The organism is Lysinibacillus sp. NPDC093197 (assembly GCF_044754025.1).
Lineage (GTDB): Bacteria > Bacillota > Bacilli > Bacillales_A > Planococcaceae > Lysinibacillus.
Genome location: NZ_JBIVOH010000004.1, coordinates 331359 through 352967, shown reverse-complemented (window position 1 = coordinate 352967; position 21609 = coordinate 331359). Strand labels below are relative to the sequence as shown.

The window sequence follows — 21609 nt, the reverse complement described above, 5'->3', positions numbered from 1 at the left end:
GTCACACCCGTTCCCATACCGAACACGGAAGTTAAGCTCTTTAGCGCCGATGGTAGTTGGGGGCTTCCCCCTGTGAGAGTAGGACGTCGCTAGGCTATACATAATAACATTATTCCGAAGTAGCTCAGTTGGTAGTAGCACCTGACTGTTAATCAGGTTGTCGCAGGTTCGAGTCCTGCCTTCGGAGCCATTCTTGGAGAGTTGTCCGAGTGGCCGAAGGAGCACGATTGGAAATCGTGTAGGCGGTTAACACTGTCTCAAGGGTTCAAATCCCTTACTCTCCGCCAGCACTTTACGATTCCAATTAGTAAGGCCCCTTGGTCAAGCGGTTAAGACACCGCCCTTTCACGGCGGTAACACGGGTTCGAATCCCGTAGGGGTCACCATTTATAACGAATACCCAGATGGAGGATTAGCTCAGCTGGGAGAGCATCTGCCTTACAAGCAGAGGGTCGGCGGTTCGAGCCCGTCATCCTCCACCATTTTTAAAATCAAATAGTATTGTCGCGGGGTGGAGCAGTGGTAGCTCGTCGGGCTCATAACCCGAAGGTCACAGGTTCAAATCCTGTCTCCGCAACCAAAATGGTCCCGTGGTGTAGCGGTTAACATGCCTGCCTGTCACGCAGGAGATCGCCGGTTCGATCCCGGTCGGGACCGCCATTTTTTCAAAATATTAATATGGGTCAGTAGCTCAGTTGGTAGAGCATTAGATTGAAGCTCTAAGTGTCGGCGGTTCGATTCCGTCCTGACCCATCAGGTTTTTTTGCCGGTTTAGCTCAGCAGGTAGAGCAACTGACTTGTAATCAGTAGGTCGTGGGTTCGATTCCTATAGCCGGCACCATGTTTTCCCGGAGGGGTAGCGAAGTGGCTAAACGCGGCGGACTGTAAATCCGCTCCTTAGGGTTCGGCGGTTCGAATCCGTCCCCCTCCACCAGTTTTTTTTATAGGGGCATAGTTTAACGGTAGAATAGAGGTCTCCAAAACCTTTGATGTGGGTTCGATTCCTACTGCCCCTGCCAATTAATTTTATGGCGGTTGTGGCGAAGTGGTTAACGCACCGGATTGTGGTTCCGGCATTCGTGGGTTCGATTCCCATCAGTCGCCCCATTTAATATAAAATTAACGTAAAACTATAAAGCAGTGGCGGTTGTGGCGAAGTGGTTAACGCACCGGATTGTGGTTCCGGCATTCGTGGGTTCGATTCCCATCAGTCGCCCCATTGTTGGGGTATAGCCAAGCGGTAAGGCAACGGATTTTGATTCCGTCATGCCCTGGTTCGAATCCAGGTACCCCAGCCATTTATGCGGAAGTAGTTCAGTGGTAGAACACCACCTTGCCAAGGTGGGGGTCGCGAGTTCGAACCTCGTCTTCCGCTCCAATAATATGGCGGCATAGCCAAGTGGTAAGGCACAGGTCTGCAACACCTTTATCACCGGTTCAAATCCGGTTGCCGCCTCCATATTTTTTATTTAATCGGATACTCCGATTTTTTTTATCTCTAAAGTATTATGCCGGTGTGGCGGAATTGGCAGACGCGCACGACTCAAAATCGTGTTCCTTTGGAGTGTCGGTTCGACCCCGACCACCGGTATCCAAAGTGAATTTAAAAGACTTCAACAACTCTGTTGAAGTCTTTTTTTATATTCTGAAACCGTACAAGGTAACAAAGCATATTAACGTAAGGAAACGCATAATAGATATAATTAAAAGTTGATATTTTTAGAATTATCCATATGTTATACTTTTTTAAATGTTAGGTTTGGAGGTAATAATTATGAAAAATAAACTATTATCATTTTTACTACTCCTAGCAGCTCTTTTTTTACTAGATGGCTTTATAAATATATAGCGATTATGTAATGTTTAAAAAAGTAGTTGCTATCGTGCTTATTTGTTTAGCAGGAACTTTAATTTATTTTTCTTTAATTTTTACAAGTGAAAAAAGGGGGAAATGAATTGGGCAGAGTGATAGGTTTCGAACTAAATAGTCAAGATCCCGAAAAAGCAGCGAATTTTTATTCTAAAGTTTTCGCATGGGAAATTGCTGAGCCTCGTTGGGATTACTGGGCTGTTACAACAGGTGCCAGCGAGCAAAATGGTATTAACGGTGGAATTGGAAAAGGTCCAAGTGATTATCCACATGGAGTACGCGTGCAAATTGAAGTAGATTCAATTGATGACGCTATTGCAAAAGCTATGGAGGAGGGAGCTATTATTGTCCGAGAAAAAATGGAATTTGATGAATTTTATCTTGCGTATTTAGTAGACCCTACTGGACTAGGCTTTGGTTTAATTCAAAATAAGAAAAATGAATAAACTTTAACGCCTCTGCAAAGTCTTGCAGAGGTTTTTTTTTTTTACAAGAGCTATAAACTCTATTAGAAGTGTAAGCACATTTTCAAACGGGTATGGAATCATTAGATACTAGTGCAAGAAAACTACTAAAAATGTCTTTTTAGTTAATATTTATTTTACTTGATGAATAGGATAACAAGGATGGGAGTAAATATAGGGGGAATAGTATGAAGAAAATAAGTAGGATGTTGATTGTAGTTTTGATTTTTGGGTTATTACAGATTCAGCCGGTATATGCAGCTAGTTTTAAAGATGTGTCATCTGACAATACGTTAAGTACGGAAATAGATTATTTAGTTGAACGTGGGATTATTAAAGGGTATCCTAATGGCACTTTTAAACCGAATGAATATGTAACAAGAGCTCAAGTAGCTGTCATGTTAACTCGTGCGTTAGGATTGAAAACGACGAATGTGAAAAATCCGAAGTATCAAGATGTCCCGACATCACATGTCTACTATAAAGAAATCGCTGCTACACAAAATGCTGGCATATTCGAGGCAACAAAGAAATTTAATCCGAATGGGACGCTGTCGAGAGCAGATATGGCCATTGTTTTACAACGTGCTTTTAAATTAAAGGGAACGAGCCCTTATTATTTTACGGATGTTACGGAGAAAACACCAGGTTATAAGGAAATATTAGCGGTAGCAAACAATAATATTACGAGCGGTTATCAGGATGGTACATTTAAACCTAAATTGCCATTAACACGTGCACATTTTTCAGCATTTGTTGCTCGTGCCATGACCCTTTCAAAGCCAAATTTACAAAAGGATCCTGCATATAAATACACCTATGCATTTTACTCACCAGATGATGGCCTAAGATATACATTAAATTATCAATACAGCCATAATGATAATAAAAACGATGTTTGGTCAATTGCTAATATGACCAATAATAAGCAGTTTAATGATGAGTTATTATATTATGATGGCTCAGTATATGCTCAAGCAATTGCTCAAGAATATAGCTCACATTACGACTTCTATATAGGGCTTCCTCTAAGAATTGGCGTAATTGTTCACGAAGACGATGAAGGTCCAGTTAACGGTAATCGTATAACTGTTCAAACGACGGATGGAACGGTTCGAGCAGGTGGTGTTAACTATAAAAATGTAGCGATACTAGAAGAAAGTTTTAAATATATTGATGTAGTGAAAACCTATTATTTTGTAGACGGTATTGGTTTAGTCAAGGAACTTCACAATGGTGAAGTAGTATATGAGTTGCTAAAACGAACAGCAAATTAGAAGCGTAAAGGGATGCATTCCAACAATGCATCCTTTTTTAAGTGATCGATATATGAAAATAACGTTCAAGAGCTTGCTGCCACTCTTGCTCAGTATGTGTTGTATAAGTTGTTAAAGAGTGCCCATCATATATACGAAATTCATTATTGAACATAGTATGTCGTCCAGAAGGAGTGCGAATCATTGCGATTTTATTTTTTTGGTGTGAAAGCCGTGGGGCAAAATTGGCATCGTTATCGTTATCTGTGAAGTTGTAAAGTAGACGCCAATTGTGTGGTGTTTGCTCATAAAGCATCCAACCGTACGTGTCATCCCATTCAATTTTGTATAGCTCATTACCTTCTCGATGTTCGTGGTGAGCAATTAACGGAACTGGTTTACATGGGGCTAGTGCACCTACACCAACGTCAGAGATATAAGGTACACCGTCAAATTGGACGAGAAGTAGCTGATGCATAGGGACATCTTCAAGTGGTGTATTCGCATCCATATTGCGCCAAAATTGTGCATAGCGATTTGTGACAGAAAAACCGAGCTCACGAAGTAACCAGCTATATAAAATATTTAGTTCAAAGCAATTGCCTCCGCGTCGTTGAACAATGATTTTTTGAAAAAGATCAGGAATAGCAAAGGAGATGCCGCGTTTCAAGGCAACGTCTAAATTTTCATAGGGTATTGTATGTAGATGTTTTGTTTGTAATTGACCAAGTAGCTTGATAGACGGCTCTATAGATCCTTGAAATTGAAGATAATTTAAATATTGTTGTATTTGAGAATTCATAAAATCGCCTCACTTCCTTACTAATTAACATAACCGAAATAGCAAAAGAATACACGTAAAAAATAGATAAAGAAAATAATAGAAATACAGCTAAATAACTTGTAGAATTAATATATTCACTACTAGATAGTAATGAATTTCCCATTTTTAGTTAAAAATAACGATTCTAAAGGTAGGTATATAAATGACGAATGAAATAAAGTGGATAGAAGTAAATTCTTACGAAGAAATGAGTGAGGTAGCTGCACATATTTTTACTGAGCAACTACAAGCAAAACCAGCAAGCATTTTAGGACTAGCAACAGGTGGTTCACCAGTTGGCATGTATAAAGAATTAGTTAAGCGTCAACAAGCTGGTGATATTTCCTTTAAGGAAGTTACAACATTTAATCTTGATGAATATGTAGGTTTAGAACAAACTAGCCCTGCAAGCTATTGGACGTTTATGCATGAGAATTTATTTAATCATGTAGATATCAATGAGGAAAATATACATTTACCAAATGGTAAGGCGGAAGATTTAGCCGCTGAATGTGTAGCATATGATGCTCGAATTGCGGAAGCTGGTGGTATTGATTTACAGCTGCTTGGTATTGGGGTAAATGGACATATTGGCTTTAATGAGCCTGGTACGTCATTTGATTCGCTTACAAACATTGTTGAACTTACAGAATCAACGCGAACTGAAAATGCTATTTATTTTGATCGTCCAGAGGAAGTACCTACGCATGCTATTACTATGGGTATCCAATCTATTATGAATGCGAAGGCAATTGTTCTCATTGCATTTGGTGAGAAGAAGCTAGAAGCTATTGAAAAGTTGCGAGGTGGGGAAGTGACAGAAACGTTCCCAGCTAGCAGATTATTAAATCATCCTAATGTTACTGTTATTTACGGTGGCACAAAATAAAAAATTAAGGCGTAGACTTCATTTTGCAGTCTACGCTTTTTTATTTTAGTCTGATAAATGATGCATATGCTAGAATTAGAGATAGAATTGGAGGGGGTAGTGTGATAAGTACAGTCGCACATTTAGAAAAAGGCGATACGGTTGGTGTTGTATGTTTGTCCAGTCTTGTGGAGCCAGAAAAATTAGGAGATGCATTAGCTTTTCTAGATGAGTTAGGCCTCCGCTATAAAATAGGGGACACGATTACGGCGAAGCATGACTACTTAGCAGGTAGTGATGAAGTGAGACTTGCAGACTTTCATGCAATGGTTCGAGACCCTGAGGTGAAGGCAATTTTTTGTGTAAAAGGTGGATATGGCTCTGCGCGAATTGCTAGTAAAATTGATTATGAGCTACTAGCAGAAAACCCGAAAATTTTCTGGGGCTTCTCTGATCTTACATATTTGCATTGTGCAATTAATGAATATGCAAATATAGTGACCTTCCATGGACCTTTGCTAATGGCTACAGATAAAATGGATGATTTATCGAAAAAGATGTTTTTACAGTTGTTTACTCCGATGGAAATACAGTATACAGAGGCTATTTCGTCGTTAACAACGATTGCACCTGGGATAGCACGTGGACCAATTATAGGCGGTAATTTACGTCGCCTAGTCAGCACTTTGGGCACAAAATTTGAAGTCCATACTGAAGGTAGAATTTTAGTGATAGAAGATATTGCAGAAACGATTCCACGGATTGATTCTATGTTACAGCAGTTAAAGCAAGCAAGAAAGCTAGAACAATTAGCAGGTGTAGTTATTGGTTCATTTACGCAAACAGAAGCAAGTGATGATGCTCTTCTAACGTTAATGAAAGAGTATTTTAGCGATTTAGGAATACCTGTCGTAGCAGGTTTTAAAATCGGGCATGAAACAACGAATATTGCTATTCCATTAGGGGTCGATGCAATTTTAGATGCACAGGAAAAAGCGCTTCGTCTTTTACCAGGTGTTCATTAAATTGTTTGAGTGCCTGGCACTAGTTTAAAAAAAAGAAAAATCCACTTTGCTTTTCTCGGGCACAAAGTAAGAACGCAACCCTCGCTAAAGCGAGACTTGTTGCATCTTACGTTTTGTACATTCCCGAAAGGAGTATAAGTGGATTTTTATTTTATTGTTATCTAAAAATTAAAAATTGTTTGAGTGCCTGGCACTTTTCTTTGTCACTTTTTTTTAATATGGTTCGGCATCATGTCCTTTGTCGACAGCCTCTTTAGGTGCGTTATCACCGTCAATATTACCGAGAGGTTTTGCAGAGGATGCATTGGTTTGTGCCATTTGTAAACCTTCGTTTAATAAGCGACCATATTCTTCATCTGCCTCTGAAGCTAATGCAATCATTGCCTCTTGAATCGCCATATTACAAGTCGATAAATCTCTAATCAAGTTTTCCAGCAGTTCATCGCGTTCCCATTGCTCAAAATTACGATAGGTTTCACCTGCTTGCTTCGTATTGCTTTGGCGATCAATGGATTCTCGAACAAGATTCCCTTCAATAAATGGTGTGTATTCCTTCGCTGTTTGAGCGGCTTCTTTTAAACCATTTAACATTGATGGCTCGTAGTTGATATGTGGATTTTGTCCAGGTGCTAAATCTCGTTTATACAGCATTTGCCCACCGTTTTGGTTGGTCGCTACACGTTTCTTAGGTGCATTGATAGGAAGTTGTAAATAGTTGGCACCAACTCGGTGACGTTGCGTATCAGAATAAGAGAAAGTACGTCCTTGGAGCATTTTATCGTCTGAGAAATCCAAACCATCAACAAGGACACCTGTTCCGAAAGTAGCTTGTTCCACCTCAGCAAAATAGTCTTCTGGGTTTTTATTTAACACCATTTTTCCTACTGGATACCATGGGAACTTGTCGTTTGGCCAAAGTTTCGTATCATCTAGTGGGTCAAAATCAAGCTCGGGATGAGGACCATCCTCCATAATTTGCACGTTTAACTCCCATTCAGGATATTCGCCACGTTCAATAGCATCGTATAAATCTTGTGTTGCATGGTTGAAATTTTTTTGTTGGATTTCTTCGGCTTCTTTTTGTGTTAAGTTTTTAATGCCTTGTAATGGCTCCCAGTGGTACTTAACAAGTACACCTTTGCCTTCACTATTAACCCATTTATACGTATTGACACCTGAGCCTTGCATCATTCGATAATTAGCTGGAATACCCCAAGGTGAATAAACAAAGGTTACCATATGGAAGGATTCGGGAGAACTTGCGCAGAAATCAAAGAAGCGCTCGACATCTTGAATATTTGTAATTGGATCGGGCTTAAAAGCATGTATCATATCAGGAAATTTCATAGCATCGCGAATAAAGAAGATTTTTAAATTATTTCCAACTAAATCCCAGTTTCCATCTTCCGTATAAAACTTAACAGCAAAGCCTCGTGGATCTCGTAAAGTTTCTGGAGAATGCCCTCCGTGGATAACTGTAGAGAAGCGGACGAATACGGGTGTTTGTTTGCCTTTTTCCTGAAACACCTTTGCTCTTGTATAGTTAGAAATAGGGTCATTGCCGACAACTCCGTATGTTTCAAAGTAGCCATGTGCACCTGCTCCACGAGCATGTACGACACGTTCAGGAACTCTCTCACGGTCAAAGTGACTTATTTTTTCAAGGAAATCGTAATTTTCAAGCGTCGCTGGTCCTCGATTTCCGACAGTTCGTAAATTTTGATTGTTTGTAATAGGGTGGCCTTGGCGATTTGTTAATGTATCATCTTTTTCTTCATGAGAATGGTTCATACCTATTGCTCCTTCCAATTGTACTAAATAAAGTTTGTCCAATTGATTGGCAAAATAGACATAAAAAAACTCTCCTACACACAAGGTGCAAGAGAGTTTTCGGATGGCGTTTTGAAATCATTATATGCTCGAGTTTTGTTATGCCTTTGCCAATGGTTGGTTATAGGTCATCGGTCATAAAGTAACAGGTCACATGTTATTGGTTTATTCTAGTTGTCTACCTAAGTAGTTTTTGAAAACAGCCATCCGACTCGGTTTGGAGTCTCACCGCCCCGAGCTTAGAAATAGCGAGAATCGTCAAATTGTATTTCAACGCTGTAGTTTTTGGCATTAATTAAATTAGAGAGCTTATGTGCTTCTTTCTCAAGTTGAAGAGAACGTTCCCGATACGCATCTGGTTCGTACATAGCAATATCATAAAGCATTGTACCTTCGCCATAACCCATGCGTACACTTTCTTTCTCATGTGTGCCAAAATGTTTACATAGCTCAGCTTCCGCGCGAAGCTGTGAAGCCAATTCTATGGCCTCTACAAGTGCAAGCTTCTCACCCTTAAAGTCTACTGTATTATTTATATTCGCCTCATAGACAAGACGATCTAATGTCCGTATATCAAGACGTACTTGAGCCAGCTCACCTTCAACAACAGTCATTGGACGATTGCTCGTTTTAGGTGCTTGTCCTTTTTCAACAGTCACAAAGGCACTACGATGTAACTCACTAATAAGTTCCTGAACCTTTTTAGCTAAAATGCTTTTAAGTTTAACTGCTTCTGCAAGATTAATCATGAAAACACGTCCTTTTATAGAGTAGTAGATGGTGTTGTATTCGTTAAAAGGGCAATTTGATAGTCTCCGCCATGAATCTGATTGAACATTTTACCGGCAGACGCAAGAAGCTTTTGGGCATCTTCAGTTGAAAGGGAAGGACGAAGATAGAAAATATGTAAAGCTTCAGTCGTCGCCTCGGAGACTACCGTACGTTTTGAATCGACGAACGGTGAACCAAATGGTCCCTCCTCATCACGACTACAAAGTATATGATTTAACGTATTAAAGCGTCCATTTAAGCCTTCATAGCCGGTTTCTTCATTGCCAAGTGCAATTTCTACGTTACCTTTAAGATGAGCTAGATCATAGATGCCAACTGGAATTTCATATTGAAGGGAGAAAAAATTATTTACATCCACACCTGAATGAAACGGTGTTAAATAATTTTGCTTACTAACTCTGCGCATTAGGCTTTCGGTCGAGTGACGATAACGGTTCGGATCTGCGCCAAGCTTTTTCCAAAGTTGTCGCCATTCTGCAATGCCTTTACGTTCAGTTACAGGTTGTTCCTGCATTTCTAAATAGAGGTTTTCCTGATACAATTGCAAGCGACCTTTAATCATTTGGGGCGATTCTGCTACGACAATTTTGGTATAATGAATAATGCCGATTTTCAGCTCTGGAAGTTGCGTTAACAACGATGGATTAAGTGATACTTCCATAAAAAATCACCTACTTTATTTATTTTAATTATTATATCATGTAAGGAGTTGGAAATAAAATGAACATACATGACCTGCAACGAGAATTTGTGGCGTATGCAATGTCCATTGGCGTTGATAAAATAGGTTTCACAACGGCAGCTCCCTTTACAGAATTAAAGAATAGACTGCGTCGTCAACAGGAGCTTGGTTTCCAATCAGGTTTTGAAGAGAGCAATATTGAAAAACGAACGGAACCGCTTCAATTGTTAGACAGTGCAGAAAGTATTGTTGCTATTGCCGTTGCATATCCTTCACGGATGAAAGATGCTCCTATTGGTAAAAAGGGGGCACGACGGGGCATATTTTGCAGAGCATCTTGGGGCGTCGATTATCATACTGCATTACGAGAGCGCTTGGCATTACTAGCAGCTTGGCTAGAAGAACGAGTGCCCAATGTGCGCATTGAGTCAATGGTAGATACAGGTGCACTTGTCGATAGGGCCGTAGCAGAGCGTGCAGGTATTGGCTGGAGCGGGAAAAACTGCTCAATTATTACACCGGAGTTTGGCTCATATGTATATTTAGGAGAACTAGTGACAAATATCCCGTTTGCGCCCGATAAGCCAATGGAGGATGAATGCGGTGATTGCCGTTTATGCTTGGATGTTTGTCCAACAGGTGCATTAATCGAAGGTGGGCAGCTAAATTCACAGCGTTGTATAGCCTTTTTAACACAAACGAAAGGGTATCTTCCAGACGAATTCCGCTCACATCTAGGGAACCGCTTATATGGTTGCGATACTTGCCAAACAGTTTGTCCAAAAAATAAAGGGAAAATCAATTGGATACATGAGGAATTTAAGCCTGATCCAGAGCTTGCAAAGCCATTACTAACACCCCTTTTAACAATTTCTAATCGGGAGTTCAAAGATAAGTTTGGACATGTTTCGGGCTCATGGCGCGGTAAAAAGCCAATTCAACGCAATGCCATTTTAGCATTAGCCCATTTTAAAGAGGAAGCGGCAGTACCTGATTTAATTGGGCTTCTAGAAAAGGATGAACGACCAGTTATTCGCGGAACGGCTGCATGGGCATTAGGCAAGATTGGCGGGGAGCTAGCAGAAATAGCGTTACTTGCTGCAAAGAAAAAGGAACAAGACGAGGAAGTACTCGTTGAGATAAACAAAGGATTACAATTTTTTAGCTAAGGAAGTGTTTCGTTATGCCATTGCATATCGTTTTATATCAACCAGAAATTCCAGCAAATACAGGGAATATTGCACGTACTTGTGCTGGTACTAATACCTCACTACATTTAATTCGTCCACTTGGTTTTTCGACGGATGATAAAATGCTAAAACGTGCTGGCTTGGATTACTGGCATAGTGTCAACGTGGTGTACCACGATTCACTTGAGGATTTTTTAGAAGCATCTAAAAATGGAGACGTGTATTTAATTGAAACATATAGTGAAGAACCGTTTACTACACATGATTTTAGTGATAAGGATCGGGATATCTACTTTATGTTTGGAAAAGAAACGACAGGTTTGCCTAAAGATTTTGCCTATGAACGCAAAGATATGTGCCTACGAATTCCGCAAAGTGAACATGTACGTTCATTAAATTTATCAAATACTGCCGCGATTGTTATTTACGAGGCTTTACGACAACAGGGCTACCCAGGTTTACACTAAGAAATGAGAAAAAGTGTTAGATTGACTGTATCAATCTAACACTTTTTTGCTTCAGCAGAGTGCACAAGTTGGTGGTAGCGAAGGCGGAGACTCCTGCAGGAACGCACAAGCAAAGTAATACGTAACAAACCGCGCGTTAGCGAGGGTTGCGTACGGTGTGTCCGCAGAAAGCATCCGCCGTAGCGGACATCAACAATAGCAAAAATGACGAACTTCTTTGCCTTTGTAATTAAATTACTCTTTTAGTGCTTTATTGACCGCTGGCATAATTTGAGTTCCTAGCAGCTCAATGGATTTAGCTACTTGTTTAAATGGTACTGCACCAATATCGAGCTGTGCCATAAAGCGGGAATGACCAAATATTTCATGCTGCATTAATATCTTTTCAATGATTTCATTTGGGCTACCAACAAATAGCGCATTGTGGCCAGCCGTCATACCGTCAAATCCTTCTTTAGATAAATGATAACGCATGCCGCGCTGTGCATTTACATAATGCCAATAATTTGAGTAATACGGATAAAATTCTTCCTTAGCCTGCACTAAGCTTTCGGCAAAGTAAGCGTGACCGGATACCGTGATTTTCGCTTTATTCATATCATGTCCTGCTGTGTGCAATGCTTCACGATATACATCAACTAAATGCTTAAAGCGGCTTGGATCTCCACCTAAAATTGCTAAGTTTAAGCCAACTCCATAGCGTCCCGCGCGAATAGCACTTTCCGGTGTTCCCCCAACTCCAACATGAATAGGAATTTCACGACTAGCACGTGGTGCAATTTCAGCATTTTGAAGCGGTTTGCGATAATGTCCACTCCACGTTACACGCTCTTCTTTGTTTAATTTTAAAAGTAATGCTAAGTTTTCCTCAAAGAGTGCATCATAATTATCCACATCATAGCCGAACAGCGGGAAAGATTCGATAAATGCTCCTCGTCCAACGGCAATTTCAGCTCGACCATTTGATAATAAATCGAGAGTTGCGAAATCTTCGTATAAGCGTACTGGATCTACCGTACTAAGCACAGTTGTCGTACTCATTAAATGAATATTTTTTGTTCGCTGTGATAGCGCTGATAATACAACGGGTACGGCTGAAATGGCATAATCTAAACGATGATGCTCTCCAACACCAAATACTTGAAGACCTGCTTCATCAGCAAGTTGCCCATATTGCATAACTTCATCTAGTCGTTCCTTAACACTTGGCATATAGCCATTCACTGGATTTTTTCCGATATCTGCTAATGTATATACACCAAATTCCATAAGATAGCCTCCTTAAAATTTTAGTAAAATAGCATTACCAGCAGGATCCACTGTTTGGAAACCGCCATTAATATCAATAACAGACGCTCCAATTTGGCGTAAGTTTGCTTTTATTTTATTTGCCTGCACTTCATTATCCAAACGAAGCGAATATGATTTTAGACCAATCTGATTATCTCCAAGCTTTGGAGCACCTTCAGAATACCATGTATTTAAGCCGATATGATGATGATAGCGTCCAGTAGATATAAATAATGCTTGCTCGCCATAGCGTGTGACAATGTCAAAGCCTAAGCCTTTCGTATAAAACTCCTCAGCAGCAGCTAAGTTGGATACAGATAAATGAATATGCCCCATTACCGTGTTGGCAGGAAGACCTTCCCATGAACCATTAGCTTCTACTAATATTGCAGGAATATTAAGCGGCTCAGTTACCATATGCACTTGGTCGTTTCGCCAAGTCCAGTCATTTTCAGGACGATCTACATAAATTTCAATACCATTTTCGTCTGGATCGCGTAAATAAAGTGCTTCACTTACGTCGTGATCAGATGCACCAAAGTACACACTTGATTGACGGAAATGAGTAATTATATTTGCTAAATCACGACGTGTTGGTAACAGTAATGCAAAGTGATAAAGTCCACTTGTTGTACGCGTTTTTTGTTCGACCGATTCCGGTTGAACAATAGTTAGCAATGCTGTATTACCATCAGCAGTTAGGGTAGCTCGATTAGATTCCTGTTGTAAAACTTTAAAGCCAATAAGTTCTTTATAGTATGTTAGTGAGCGTTGTAAATCACTTACTTTAATTTCAACATTAGTAACATATGTGTTCGGTTTTTCATGAAAATGCATAGAAGAAAACCTCCAGTTTCCAGTTATTATTAATCATCAAGTTACTTTATGTAAGTAAGTATATTTAATAAAGTAATAGAAGTCAAGTAATTATGAAGCCGAAAAAAAAGAAGTAACCGCAATGGCTACTTCTAAAAAAATAAGAAAATCACTAAGTATCATACTTAGTGATTTTCTTGAGCATTATTTGTCCGCTTTGTAGTCGCCTTCGTACCCAGCAGTGAAAATAGCAGCTAAGAAAGCAACAGTTACACCAATAATTAATAATAACTTCATGGAAGAACCCTCCTCATGTTTATAAGCAAATCTCTTTTTAGTATAGCCTATCTATTATAAAAATGAAACGTCCTTGCTAAATAAAATATGTCAGAAATGGTTCAGACTTTAATATTTCGGGAAAACTATTATAGAGGTGATAAAAATGGAAAAAAAGGTTCCGAATATAGAAAACGGCACAATGGCGAGAAATTTTAAAGAGTTACAAGATCTAGGTAAACAAATGGAACATCTCCGTGATGGTCAAGAACTTGCCGAGGATGACCGTATTGCAGACCCGATCCAGGTAGATGAAGAACCCGAAGACAAACAATAGGAAAGCCTCACGCAAAGCAGACGTGAGAATAGGGAGTGGATTCCGCGTAGCAGGGTAAGGATTCCGCGGAGCAGGGTAAGGATTCCGCGGAGCAGGGGTAGGATTCCGCGGAGCAGGGAGAGAATACCGCGGAGCAAGGAGAGAATTCCGCGGAGCAGAGGAAGGATTCCGCGGAGCAGAGGAAGGATTCCGCGAAGCAGGGTGAGAATTCCGCGGAACAGAGGTAGAATTCCGCGAAGCAGGGAGTGGATTCCGCGAAGCAAGGAGTGGATTCCGCGGAACAGGGCGAGAATTCCGCGAAGCAAGGTGAGAATTCCGAGAAGCAGAGGTAGAATTCCGCGAAGCAAGGAGTTGATTTCGCAGAGCAAGGAGAGAATTCCGCGGAGCAGAGGTAGGATTCCGCGAAGCAGGGTGAGAATTCCGCGAAGCAAGGCGAGGATTCCGCGGAGCAGAGCAAAATACCCGCGCAAGAAAAACATTATTTTCAATCCAATTTTTTGTATAATGAAACTAGGAAAAGAAAGGGGCTGATGTTTTTGAATTTACAATCAACAAAAACGTTAACAAATGGTATTGAGATGCCTCGCTTTGGTCTAGGCGTATACAAAATGACAGAACGTGATGAAACGTTACAGGCTATTGATAAGGCGTTGAAAGTGGGATATCGTGCGATTGATACTGCTTCGTTATATGGTAATGAGGCAGAGGTGGGTGAGGCAATTCGCCACTCAGGCATTAAACGCGAGGATATTTTTGTGACAACAAAGGTTTGGAATACTGACCAAGGGTATGATGCGACGCTACGTGCTTTTGAAGTATCATTGAAAAAATTAAATTTGGATTATTTAGATTTATATTTAACGCATTGGGTAGTGCCTGAAACATTTGAGGAAACATACAGAGCGATTGAACGTTTGTATGATGAGAAGTTACTACGAGCAACAGGTGTGTCAAATCATCATGAACATCACCTGCAAAAACTATTATCAAAAGCTAATATCGCGCCAATGGTCAATCAGGTAGAATTGCACCCTTACTTACAACAAGATGCATTAAAGGCATTTTGTGCAGAGCATGGAATTGCTATTACAGCATGGTCGCCGTTAGGTCGCGGAGGGGTGCTGGATAATCCAACAATTCTTGAAATTGCACAAGAGCTAGGGAAGTCAGCTGCACAAGTAGTGCTTCGTTGGCATTTGCAAAAGGATACGCTAATTATTCCAAAATCAGTAACACCAAGTCGTATTGAAGAAAATGCACAAATATACGATTTTGAATTAACGCAAGCACAGATGGATAAAATGGCAACGTTAAATCGTAATCAACGTTTTGGTCAAGATCCAGATAATTTTAAATTTAATTTTTAACCATAGAAAATCCCGCTATCAAACTTGTTGAAGCGGGATTTTGTGTAGTATTATTTAGATTCTTTTACATAAGGAATGTAATTTGAAAGCATTTTTGCCATATGTGCACGTGTAGCATTGTTATTAGGCATGAATTTGCCATTTGAACCGCTAGCAATTTTTAAATCTTGCATAAGTGCGATAGCGTTTTGTGTTTCTTCATTGTATTTAGAAATATCGCTGAAATCAGCAGTTAATCCAGTTTTTGCATCATGTTGTAAGTTATAAGCACGTGCAAACATTAAAGCAAGCTGAGAACGAGTTACTTTTGCTGTAGGATTGAATTTGCCATTTTGACCTTGTACAATTCCTGCTTCTGCAAGTGCAGTAATCTCTTTTTGTGTCGCTGCTTCTAAACTATTAATATCTGAGAATGTTGCTTCACCTTTAGCTTCAAGTTTTAATACACGAGCAATAAATGATGCAGCTTGTGCACGAGTTAAGTTAGCATTTGGTGAATATGTTGTTGCAGATGTACCTTGAGTTAAATCACGGTAGTAAAGATCACGAACGTAACCTTCAGTTTCAGAGCCTTTTGCAATATCAGTAAATGGAATTGTAGCGATAATGCGACCTTCCACTTTAGCGTCTACTTTTTTAAGTGTGTTTAAATGATCGATGAACATTTCAAAGTCAACTGTACCAGGTTCACTTACACGGCCATCTGCGTAAGCTTTTGCTAGTGTTTCATAGCCGTCGCCACCTTTAGCAGTGAATGTGTTTGTTGCACCTTTATAGTAAGCTGCTTTATCAAGCTCTTTACCATTTAATTTAATAGATTTAACGCGTTTACCAGCTGGTGCTTTACCATCAAATTCTACTTGTAGACCAGAGAAATGTAGGAAGCCACCTGATTCTTTCGGGAATTCTTTAACACTATGTTCAGCAATTTCATATAGTTCAGCACCAGTTAATTTTACGATACCAAGTGCATTACCGAAAGGCATTACTGTCATTACTTCACCAACAGTGATATCTCCTGCGTCAATGCTAGCGCGGATACCGCCACCGTTTTGGAAAGCAAATTGTACTTCTGGATCGATTTTTTTAGCACCAGCAAGCATACCGTCTGTAATAACGTTACCTAGATTCGTTTCACCAGCACGAACACCCCAAAGTCCACGTTTACCATCAAGAACTGACACAGCTGTATTGCCTGTTGATTGTTGTTTAACTGCTTCGATTTTTGCACTATATGGTGCTAATAATTTAGCTGCTTCAGCGTCTGCTGCTACAGGTTTTTCTTTATCATTTAAAGCATGTAATTGGCCGAAGTATTCAACAACAGCACCGTTATCGTCGAAAGTTAGATCAAGCTCACCTAAGTTTTCGCTGTATTGACCAGTTTGTACGATAATTGTTGGGTTTTTGAATGATGTTTCTGCTTTCACAGCTTTATCTAATTTCGTATGTGTATGGCCACCAACGATTACATCGATACCTTCTACTGCTGCTGCAAGTAATTGGTCATTATCGAAGTCTTTAGAGTCATCAAAGCCAATGTGTGTAAGTGCAATAATTTTATTTACGCCTTGTTTTTCAAAATCTGCTACTGCTTTTTTCGCAGAGTCGATGTAGTTAGCAAATTGTACGTTTGCAACACTTGAAATTGAAGGTGTTTCTTCAGTTGTTAAGCCGAAAATACCAACTTTTTCTCCATCTATATCTTTAATAATACCGTTATAGATTTTGCCGTTTTGGAAATCTTCTGCTACTGTTTTGAATTGTAAGCCATCAAATAATGAATCCTTTGAGAAATCTAGGTTCCCGCCTAGTAATGGGAATTCTGCACCTTTAACAAAATTTGCAAGAGCAGCATGTCCTTCTGGGCTTGACCCTAAATCGAACTCATGGTTACCAAATGTCATAGCATCATAGCCCATTAAGTTCATTAACTTCATATCAACCTCTCCAGTGAATTGATTGAAGTATAGAGTACCAGAGAATACGTCCCCTGCATCTAATAGTAATGAGTTTGCATTAGCAGCACGTAGTTCTTTAATTTTTGTAGCTCGTTGTGGTGCTGCCTCTACGTGTGCATGTGTGTCATTAGAGTGCAAAATTGTTAAATTGAAGCCCTCTTTAGTAGTTGTTGGTGCTGATTCTGCCGCATGTGCAGCAAATCCAGGTGTAGCTAGTAAACTTGCAACTAGAGTTGTTGCCGCAATACTTTTAACCCATCTCATAATAATGATTTCCTCCCTCATTTATATGTCAGATGACTGACAATTTACTCTATTCTAACATGAAAGAAATCTATCGTCATTACCAATATTGGAAAATCAATATTAAAATTATTGTAAAAAATAGATGAAGAAAATACGAATTCGTAAATTTATACTTTAAATAGTAGAAAAGCCAAAAAACGGATTCTATTAAAACGGCTCATAATCAATAAATCTATCAAAAAGTGATATTTTCCATAAAAAAAGTACAAACCATGACTTTGGTCTGTACTAAAGCTTTGTGCCTATTATTTATCTTTTACTATAATTAATTTATTTAAAAATGGGTGTTCGAATTCTAATTGAATGGCATGTAGTTCATAATCATCGCTAGCTGTTTCGCGCGCGCCATACATCGTATCTCCGATAATAGGATGCCCGATATGTGCCATGTGTACACGAATTTGGTGTGTACGGCCTGTTTCTAAAACAAGGTGGACAACACAAGAATGTTTATAGCGTGCAACAACTTCATAGTGTGTTACTGCATGTTGACCTGTGTTTGATACGACGCGTCGTGTTGGGTGATGGCGGTCTTTACCAATAGATTCAGCGATAGTCCCCGATGTAGTACGAAGATTTCCTTGCACCTCTGCAGCGTACGTACGAATAATTGTTTTTTCTTCAATCATACGATCAAAAATTGATTTAGCCAGTGGATGCTTTGCAACTAAAAGTAAACCTTCTGTCCCTTTATCAAGGCGATGAACATGCTCTGCATAGTCTCGACCTTGCTCTTTCATATGTGCCATTACATGATTCATACAAGTGTGAGTATCGCGGTCATCATTAGGATGAGTAGACATGCCCTTTGGTTTAGAAACAATTAAACAGTGATCATCTTCATACACAACATCAATCGCACAAACAGGTGTCGGCTTATAGCTAGAGGCAGGGATAGGAAATGAAAATTTAATGATTGTTCCTGCTGGCAGTGGCTCCTTCCACAGTAGTGGCTCTCCATCAAGTGAAGTGACTGCCTTTTCCATGCGCAATTCATGAACTAACTTTTTCCCTAGTCGCCAATGATTACGTAGTAGCTCCTCGACCGTTGTATTATTGTCTTTTATTTCATATTGAAACATCTATTTTCCTCCGTGGAATGAGGGCTATCAAAGCACCCTTGCTCATTTTTTTAGCATCTTTTTTTAAAGATTTAGTACAAAAAAATCCGCTCCCTTTCTGCAGAAGGACGATTCACAAGATACCAGATGTTAAAGCCACTGGATAATCTGGCTGGCTTGAATCGCTATCTCACAGGCATATCGCGAATTTTTTGTCGGACATTATGTTGTAAACCAAAAAACGTACTTATCGTTCCTGTTACATTATTTTATTTTGCAGTTTTTAACGATTTGATTAAATAGAAGCTTGCGCCTGCAATTAAAATAAACGCTGTTAATGCTAAAAACGGGATTGTAATGAAACCAAGCCAGTTTATGTATTGACCGGTGCAAGATACGGCACCACAAGAAGGAGCAGAAGCAGCTAAGAAGCTTAGTTTCTGAATTCCATAATGATAAAGTGATACAGAGCCACCTATAACGGCGAATACTGCCGTTGTTACAACTATACGTGGATTTTTTTGAATAAGGGCAATAGTGGTCATTATTGCTATTGGATACATAAAAATACGTTGAATCCAACACATTTTACAAGGCTCGTAGTGACGAATCTCAGAAAAGTATAGTGAGCCTAGTGTTGCAACGACAGAGACAATCCAAATAAACAATAAGGTATTTTCCTCTTTTTTTGACATATAAAAACTCCCTTTATATTAACGATGTACTTGTTACGATTATATGTGTTTTGAATTTAGAAGTAAAATGTTTCAATTATTGAGTTTCTCTATTGCTCCCTAGTCAGTACGTTCAAACAATTACTTATAAAAAACAATGGAAATTCAGTCTAAAGTATGAACGGCTCAGGCAGACACCTTTGACTTGGAAATGTTATCATTAAACTAAGTAATGCCAATAAAAAGAGGTGTTTTTGTGAGAGAGAACGAGCACTCCAATATTAGTATCTTAAAAGAAATTGCTGAGTTACTGAATGAAGAAACAGAAATAATCACTACCTTAAAAGGCGCGCTTGTGAAGTTTTTAAATGGTACAAATTTTGAAACGGGCTGGATATTTTTTATTGATGAAAAAGGACGATCAGAGCTTGTTGTCCATGAAAATTTACCAGAGGCACTCGAACATAAAAATTGCCACTATTTAAAAAAGGGAGGCTGCTGGTGTGTATCCCGTTATCGCAATGAAGAATTAAAAAAAGCTTCTAATATTATTGAATGTCAAAGGATCGAAAGTGCAATTGCTGCAAATGTTGGCGATCACGAAGGAATTACACATCATGCAACGGTCCCTCTGCAATCAGGTCAGGAACGATTTGGTGTTTTGAATGTAGCATCGAAGAATACGGTGCGTTTTTCAGAGGAAGAGCTAGCATTACTGGAATCGGTTGCCTTTCAAATGGGCTCTGCCATTAAGCGTATATTATTGACAAAGCAGGAGCAGGAAATGGCACTAGTGAAGGAGCGCAATCGTCTGGCGCGGGACTTACATGATTCTGTAAATCAGCTTCTTTTCTCCGTAACATTAACGGCGAGGGCTGGCATTGAGATGAGTAACGACACTGAGGTAAAGGAAACATTTAAGGAGATACAACATTTAACGCAAGATGCTTTAACAGAAATGCGTGCACTCATTTGGCAACTACGACCAAAAGGTTTAGAGAATGGACTGTTAGAAGCGATAAAAGTGTATGCTGAAATGCTCGGATTAAAGCTTCATGTAACCGTATCTGGTGTTTTACAATTTCCATCTCGTATAGAAGAAACACTGTTTCGTGTAGCACAGGAGGCGCTTAATAATGTGCGTCGCCATGCTGGTGTGCTTGAAGCGGCACTTTATATTACGGTAACAGCTACTGATATATTATTAGTCATTCGTGATGAGGGACGAGGCTTCGTAATTGATCATAATACAAAGCTCCTATCGATAGGCTTACAATCGATAAAAGACCGAGCTAAATCGGTGGGGGGTACAGCTGACTGGGTAAGCGAAATTGGCAAGGGAACGGAGCTGCTAATCCGCCTGCCATATTGAGGGGGGAGTAAAAATGATTCGTGTACTAATTGCAGATGATCATCATGTAGTCCGACGAGGATTATTATTTTTTTTAAAGACACAGAAAGATATCGAGGTTGTGGGGGAAGCGAAAAATGGTGTGGAAGCAGTCGCGCTAGCTGAAAGCATACAGCCAGATATTATATTAATGGATTTAGTCATGCCTGAAATGGATGGTATTCAAGCAACGAAGCGCATAAAGTCTAAGTTTCCGCACATCGAAATTTTAATGTTAACGAGCTTCTCTGATCGAGATCATGTTGTGCCAGCGATGGAAGCTGGCGCAGCGGGATATCAGCTAAAGGATATTGAACCAGATGAGCTAGTATCATCGATTCGACGCATTATGCAGGGTGAACATACATTACACCCAGAAGCGACGTCAACACTTGAGATGGATCGTCAAGAATCAGAAAATGCACTACATGTGTTAAATCCGCTAACTCCACGTGAGCAAGACGTACTTGCAGAGCTTACAAAGGGAAAAAGTAACCGAGAAATTGCATCATCATTATTCGTTACTGAAAAAACAGTAAAAACGCATATTTCCAATATATTTACGAAGCTACAAGTACAAGATCGGACACAAGCCGCACTTTATGCAGTAAAGCATGGATTGACAGAAGGCAGCGGCCAGTAGGCAATAAATAAACGTGTTAGTTTATCCGCTATGTAAAATGAATGAAAACTTAGCTAACCTTTCTTTTGTATTTAATAAAATATTAGAAGATAGCACTTGTTGGTAGCGAAGGCGGTGACTCCTGCGGGAACGCACGCAACGTAAGACGCAACAAACCGCGCGTTAGCGAGGGTTGTGGCTTACGTGTGTGCCCGCGGAAAGCAACCGCCGTAGCGGACAAC

19 protein-coding genes, 16 tRNA genes and 1 rRNA gene are annotated in these 21609 nt (G+C 39.7%); 27 read left to right on the top strand and 9 right to left on the bottom strand.

The annotated features are described in order from the left end of the window. From rrf to ACIP9G_RS13975, 19 genes are all read left to right on the top strand, one after another. Positions 1-95: ribosomal RNA gene (rrf, locus tag ACIP9G_RS14065) — 5S ribosomal RNA — on the top strand; the annotation flags it as partial. A gap of 18 nt (positions 96-113) precedes the next feature. Beyond that, a tRNA-Asn gene (locus tag ACIP9G_RS14060) sits at positions 114-190 on the top strand. A gap of 5 nt (positions 191-195) precedes the next feature. Further along, a tRNA-Ser gene (locus tag ACIP9G_RS14055) sits at positions 196-287 on the top strand. Between the two features lie 24 nt (positions 288-311). Continuing rightward, positions 312-386: transfer RNA gene (locus ACIP9G_RS14050), tRNA-Glu, on the top strand. 20 nt (positions 387-406) lie between these two features. Beyond that, positions 407-482: transfer RNA gene (locus tag ACIP9G_RS14045), tRNA-Val, on the top strand. A gap of 23 nt (positions 483-505) precedes the next feature. Further along, a tRNA-Met gene (locus ACIP9G_RS14040) sits at positions 506-580 on the top strand. Positions 581-584: 4 nt separating this feature from the next. Continuing rightward, positions 585-660: transfer RNA gene (locus ACIP9G_RS14035), tRNA-Asp, on the top strand. A gap of 20 nt (positions 661-680) precedes the next feature. Next, positions 681-753, top strand: a tRNA-Phe gene (locus tag ACIP9G_RS14030). Between the two features lie 12 nt (positions 754-765). After that, a tRNA-Thr gene (locus tag ACIP9G_RS14025) sits at positions 766-841 on the top strand. A gap of 9 nt (positions 842-850) precedes the next feature. After that, a tRNA-Tyr gene (locus tag ACIP9G_RS14020) sits at positions 851-934 on the top strand. 11 nt (positions 935-945) lie between these two features. After that, positions 946-1019, top strand: a tRNA-Trp gene (locus ACIP9G_RS14015). Between the two features lie 12 nt (positions 1020-1031). Then, positions 1032-1107: transfer RNA gene (locus ACIP9G_RS14010), tRNA-His, on the top strand. Positions 1108-1143: 36 nt separating this feature from the next. Next, a tRNA-His gene (locus ACIP9G_RS14005) sits at positions 1144-1219 on the top strand. A gap of 4 nt (positions 1220-1223) precedes the next feature. Continuing rightward, positions 1224-1298, top strand: a tRNA-Gln gene (locus tag ACIP9G_RS14000). 5 nt (positions 1299-1303) lie between these two features. Then, a tRNA-Gly gene (locus ACIP9G_RS13995) sits at positions 1304-1378 on the top strand. Positions 1379-1385: 7 nt separating this feature from the next. After that, positions 1386-1459, top strand: a tRNA-Cys gene (locus ACIP9G_RS13990). A gap of 51 nt (positions 1460-1510) precedes the next feature. Then, positions 1511-1591, top strand: a tRNA-Leu gene (locus ACIP9G_RS13985). Positions 1592-1956: 365 nt separating this feature from the next. Then, positions 1957-2316, top strand: a complete 360-nt coding sequence (locus tag ACIP9G_RS13980; protein ID WP_401020162.1) for a VOC family protein — start codon at positions 1957-1959, stop codon at positions 2314-2316. A gap of 206 nt (positions 2317-2522) precedes the next feature. Further along, positions 2523-3611, top strand: a complete 1089-nt coding sequence (locus ACIP9G_RS13975; protein WP_401020159.1) for an S-layer homology domain-containing protein — start codon at positions 2523-2525, stop codon at positions 3609-3611. Between the two features lie 37 nt (positions 3612-3648). Here the strand turns inward: ACIP9G_RS13975 and ACIP9G_RS13970 are convergent, their stop codons facing one another. Beyond that, complete coding sequence (locus tag ACIP9G_RS13970; protein WP_401020158.1) at positions 3649-4392, bottom strand: arylamine N-acetyltransferase family protein; 744 nt, start codon at positions 4390-4392, stop codon at positions 3649-3651. Between the two features lie 196 nt (positions 4393-4588). Between ACIP9G_RS13970 and nagB the strand changes: the two genes are divergently transcribed. Then, the gene (gene nagB, locus ACIP9G_RS13965; RefSeq protein WP_340826423.1) at positions 4589-5302 is read left to right on the top strand and encodes a glucosamine-6-phosphate deaminase; all 714 of its coding nucleotides are present in this window, start codon (positions 4589-4591) and stop codon (positions 5300-5302) included. A 101-nt stretch (positions 5303-5403) separates the two neighbouring features. Beyond that, a complete protein-coding gene (locus ACIP9G_RS13960; RefSeq protein WP_401020155.1) occupies positions 5404-6306 on the top strand; it encodes a S66 peptidase family protein in 903 nt (300 codons plus the stop codon). A 213-nt stretch (positions 6307-6519) separates the two neighbouring features. On the opposite strand, the gene ACIP9G_RS13955 is transcribed toward ACIP9G_RS13960, so the two are convergent. The 3 genes from ACIP9G_RS13955 to ACIP9G_RS13945 all read right to left on the bottom strand — a co-directional run bounded on the left by ACIP9G_RS13955 (position 6520) and on the right by ACIP9G_RS13945 (position 9589). Further along, complete coding sequence (locus ACIP9G_RS13955) at positions 6520-8097, bottom strand: catalase (protein WP_401020154.1); 1578 nt, start codon at positions 8095-8097, stop codon at positions 6520-6522. Between the two features lie 278 nt (positions 8098-8375). Beyond that, positions 8376-8885: a hypothetical protein gene (locus tag ACIP9G_RS13950; RefSeq protein WP_401020152.1), complete on the bottom strand. Its 510-nt coding sequence runs from the start codon at positions 8883-8885 to the stop codon at positions 8376-8378. Positions 8886-8899: 14 nt separating this feature from the next. Beyond that, positions 8900-9589 (bottom strand): B3/B4 domain-containing protein, encoded by a 690-nt coding sequence (locus ACIP9G_RS13945; protein WP_401020150.1) that lies wholly within the window; start codon positions 9587-9589, stop codon positions 8900-8902. 59 nt (positions 9590-9648) lie between these two features. On the opposite strand from ACIP9G_RS13945, the gene queG reads away from it, so the two are divergent. Both queG and trmL read left to right on the top strand, forming a co-directional pair. After that, on the top strand, positions 9649-10779 hold the full coding sequence (gene queG, locus ACIP9G_RS13940; protein WP_340822397.1) for a tRNA epoxyqueuosine(34) reductase QueG: 1131 nt from the start codon (positions 9649-9651) through the stop codon (positions 10777-10779). Between the two features lie 14 nt (positions 10780-10793). After that, positions 10794-11267 carry a tRNA (uridine(34)/cytosine(34)/5-carboxymethylaminomethyluridine(34)-2'-O)-methyltransferase TrmL gene (gene trmL / locus ACIP9G_RS13935; RefSeq protein ID WP_049668897.1) on the top strand — a complete coding sequence of 158 codons (474 nt, stop codon included), beginning with the start codon at positions 10794-10796 and terminating at the stop codon, positions 11265-11267. A 234-nt stretch (positions 11268-11501) separates the two neighbouring features. On the opposite strand, the gene ACIP9G_RS13930 is transcribed toward trmL, so the two are convergent. Together ACIP9G_RS13930 and ACIP9G_RS13925 are read right to left on the bottom strand one after the other, a co-directional pair. Next, positions 11502-12536, bottom strand: a complete 1035-nt coding sequence (locus ACIP9G_RS13930; protein ID WP_340822399.1) for an LLM class flavin-dependent oxidoreductase — start codon at positions 12534-12536, stop codon at positions 11502-11504. A 12-nt stretch (positions 12537-12548) separates the two neighbouring features. Continuing rightward, positions 12549-13394, bottom strand: a complete 846-nt coding sequence (locus ACIP9G_RS13925) for a VOC family protein (RefSeq protein WP_401020148.1) — start codon at positions 13392-13394, stop codon at positions 12549-12551. Positions 13395-13815: 421 nt separating this feature from the next. On the opposite strand from ACIP9G_RS13925, the gene ACIP9G_RS13920 reads away from it, so the two are divergent. Together ACIP9G_RS13920 and ACIP9G_RS13915 are read left to right on the top strand one after the other, a co-directional pair. Then, the gene (locus ACIP9G_RS13920) at positions 13816-13986 is read left to right on the top strand and encodes a hypothetical protein (RefSeq protein WP_173479841.1); all 171 of its coding nucleotides are present in this window, start codon (positions 13816-13818) and stop codon (positions 13984-13986) included. 536 nt (positions 13987-14522) lie between these two features. Further along, entirely contained in the window at positions 14523-15353 is an 831-nt protein-coding gene (locus tag ACIP9G_RS13915) for an aldo/keto reductase (protein ID WP_401020145.1), read from the top strand. A gap of 50 nt (positions 15354-15403) precedes the next feature. Here the strand turns inward: ACIP9G_RS13915 and ACIP9G_RS13910 are convergent, their stop codons facing one another. The 3 genes from ACIP9G_RS13910 to ACIP9G_RS13900 all read right to left on the bottom strand — a co-directional run bounded on the left by ACIP9G_RS13910 (position 15404) and on the right by ACIP9G_RS13900 (position 19376). Then, on the bottom strand, positions 15404-17578 hold the full coding sequence (locus ACIP9G_RS13910; protein ID WP_401020143.1) for a 5'-nucleotidase C-terminal domain-containing protein: 2175 nt from the start codon (positions 17576-17578) through the stop codon (positions 15404-15406). 287 nt (positions 17579-17865) lie between these two features. Next, positions 17866-18702 (bottom strand): RluA family pseudouridine synthase, encoded by an 837-nt coding sequence (locus tag ACIP9G_RS13905; protein ID WP_401020140.1) that lies wholly within the window; start codon positions 18700-18702, stop codon positions 17866-17868. Positions 18703-18950: 248 nt separating this feature from the next. Then, the gene (locus tag ACIP9G_RS13900) at positions 18951-19376 is read right to left on the bottom strand and encodes a disulfide oxidoreductase (protein WP_340822405.1); all 426 of its coding nucleotides are present in this window, start codon (positions 19374-19376) and stop codon (positions 18951-18953) included. A 235-nt stretch (positions 19377-19611) separates the two neighbouring features. On the opposite strand from ACIP9G_RS13900, the gene ACIP9G_RS13895 reads away from it, so the two are divergent. Both ACIP9G_RS13895 and ACIP9G_RS13890 read left to right on the top strand, forming a co-directional pair. Continuing rightward, on the top strand, positions 19612-20727 hold the full coding sequence (locus ACIP9G_RS13895; RefSeq protein ID WP_340822406.1) for a GAF domain-containing sensor histidine kinase: 1116 nt from the start codon (positions 19612-19614) through the stop codon (positions 20725-20727). A 13-nt stretch (positions 20728-20740) separates the two neighbouring features. Next, positions 20741-21388 carry a response regulator gene (locus ACIP9G_RS13890; protein WP_340822407.1) on the top strand — a complete coding sequence of 216 codons (648 nt, stop codon included), beginning with the start codon at positions 20741-20743 and terminating at the stop codon, positions 21386-21388. Positions 21389-21609: the final 221 nt, after the last annotated feature.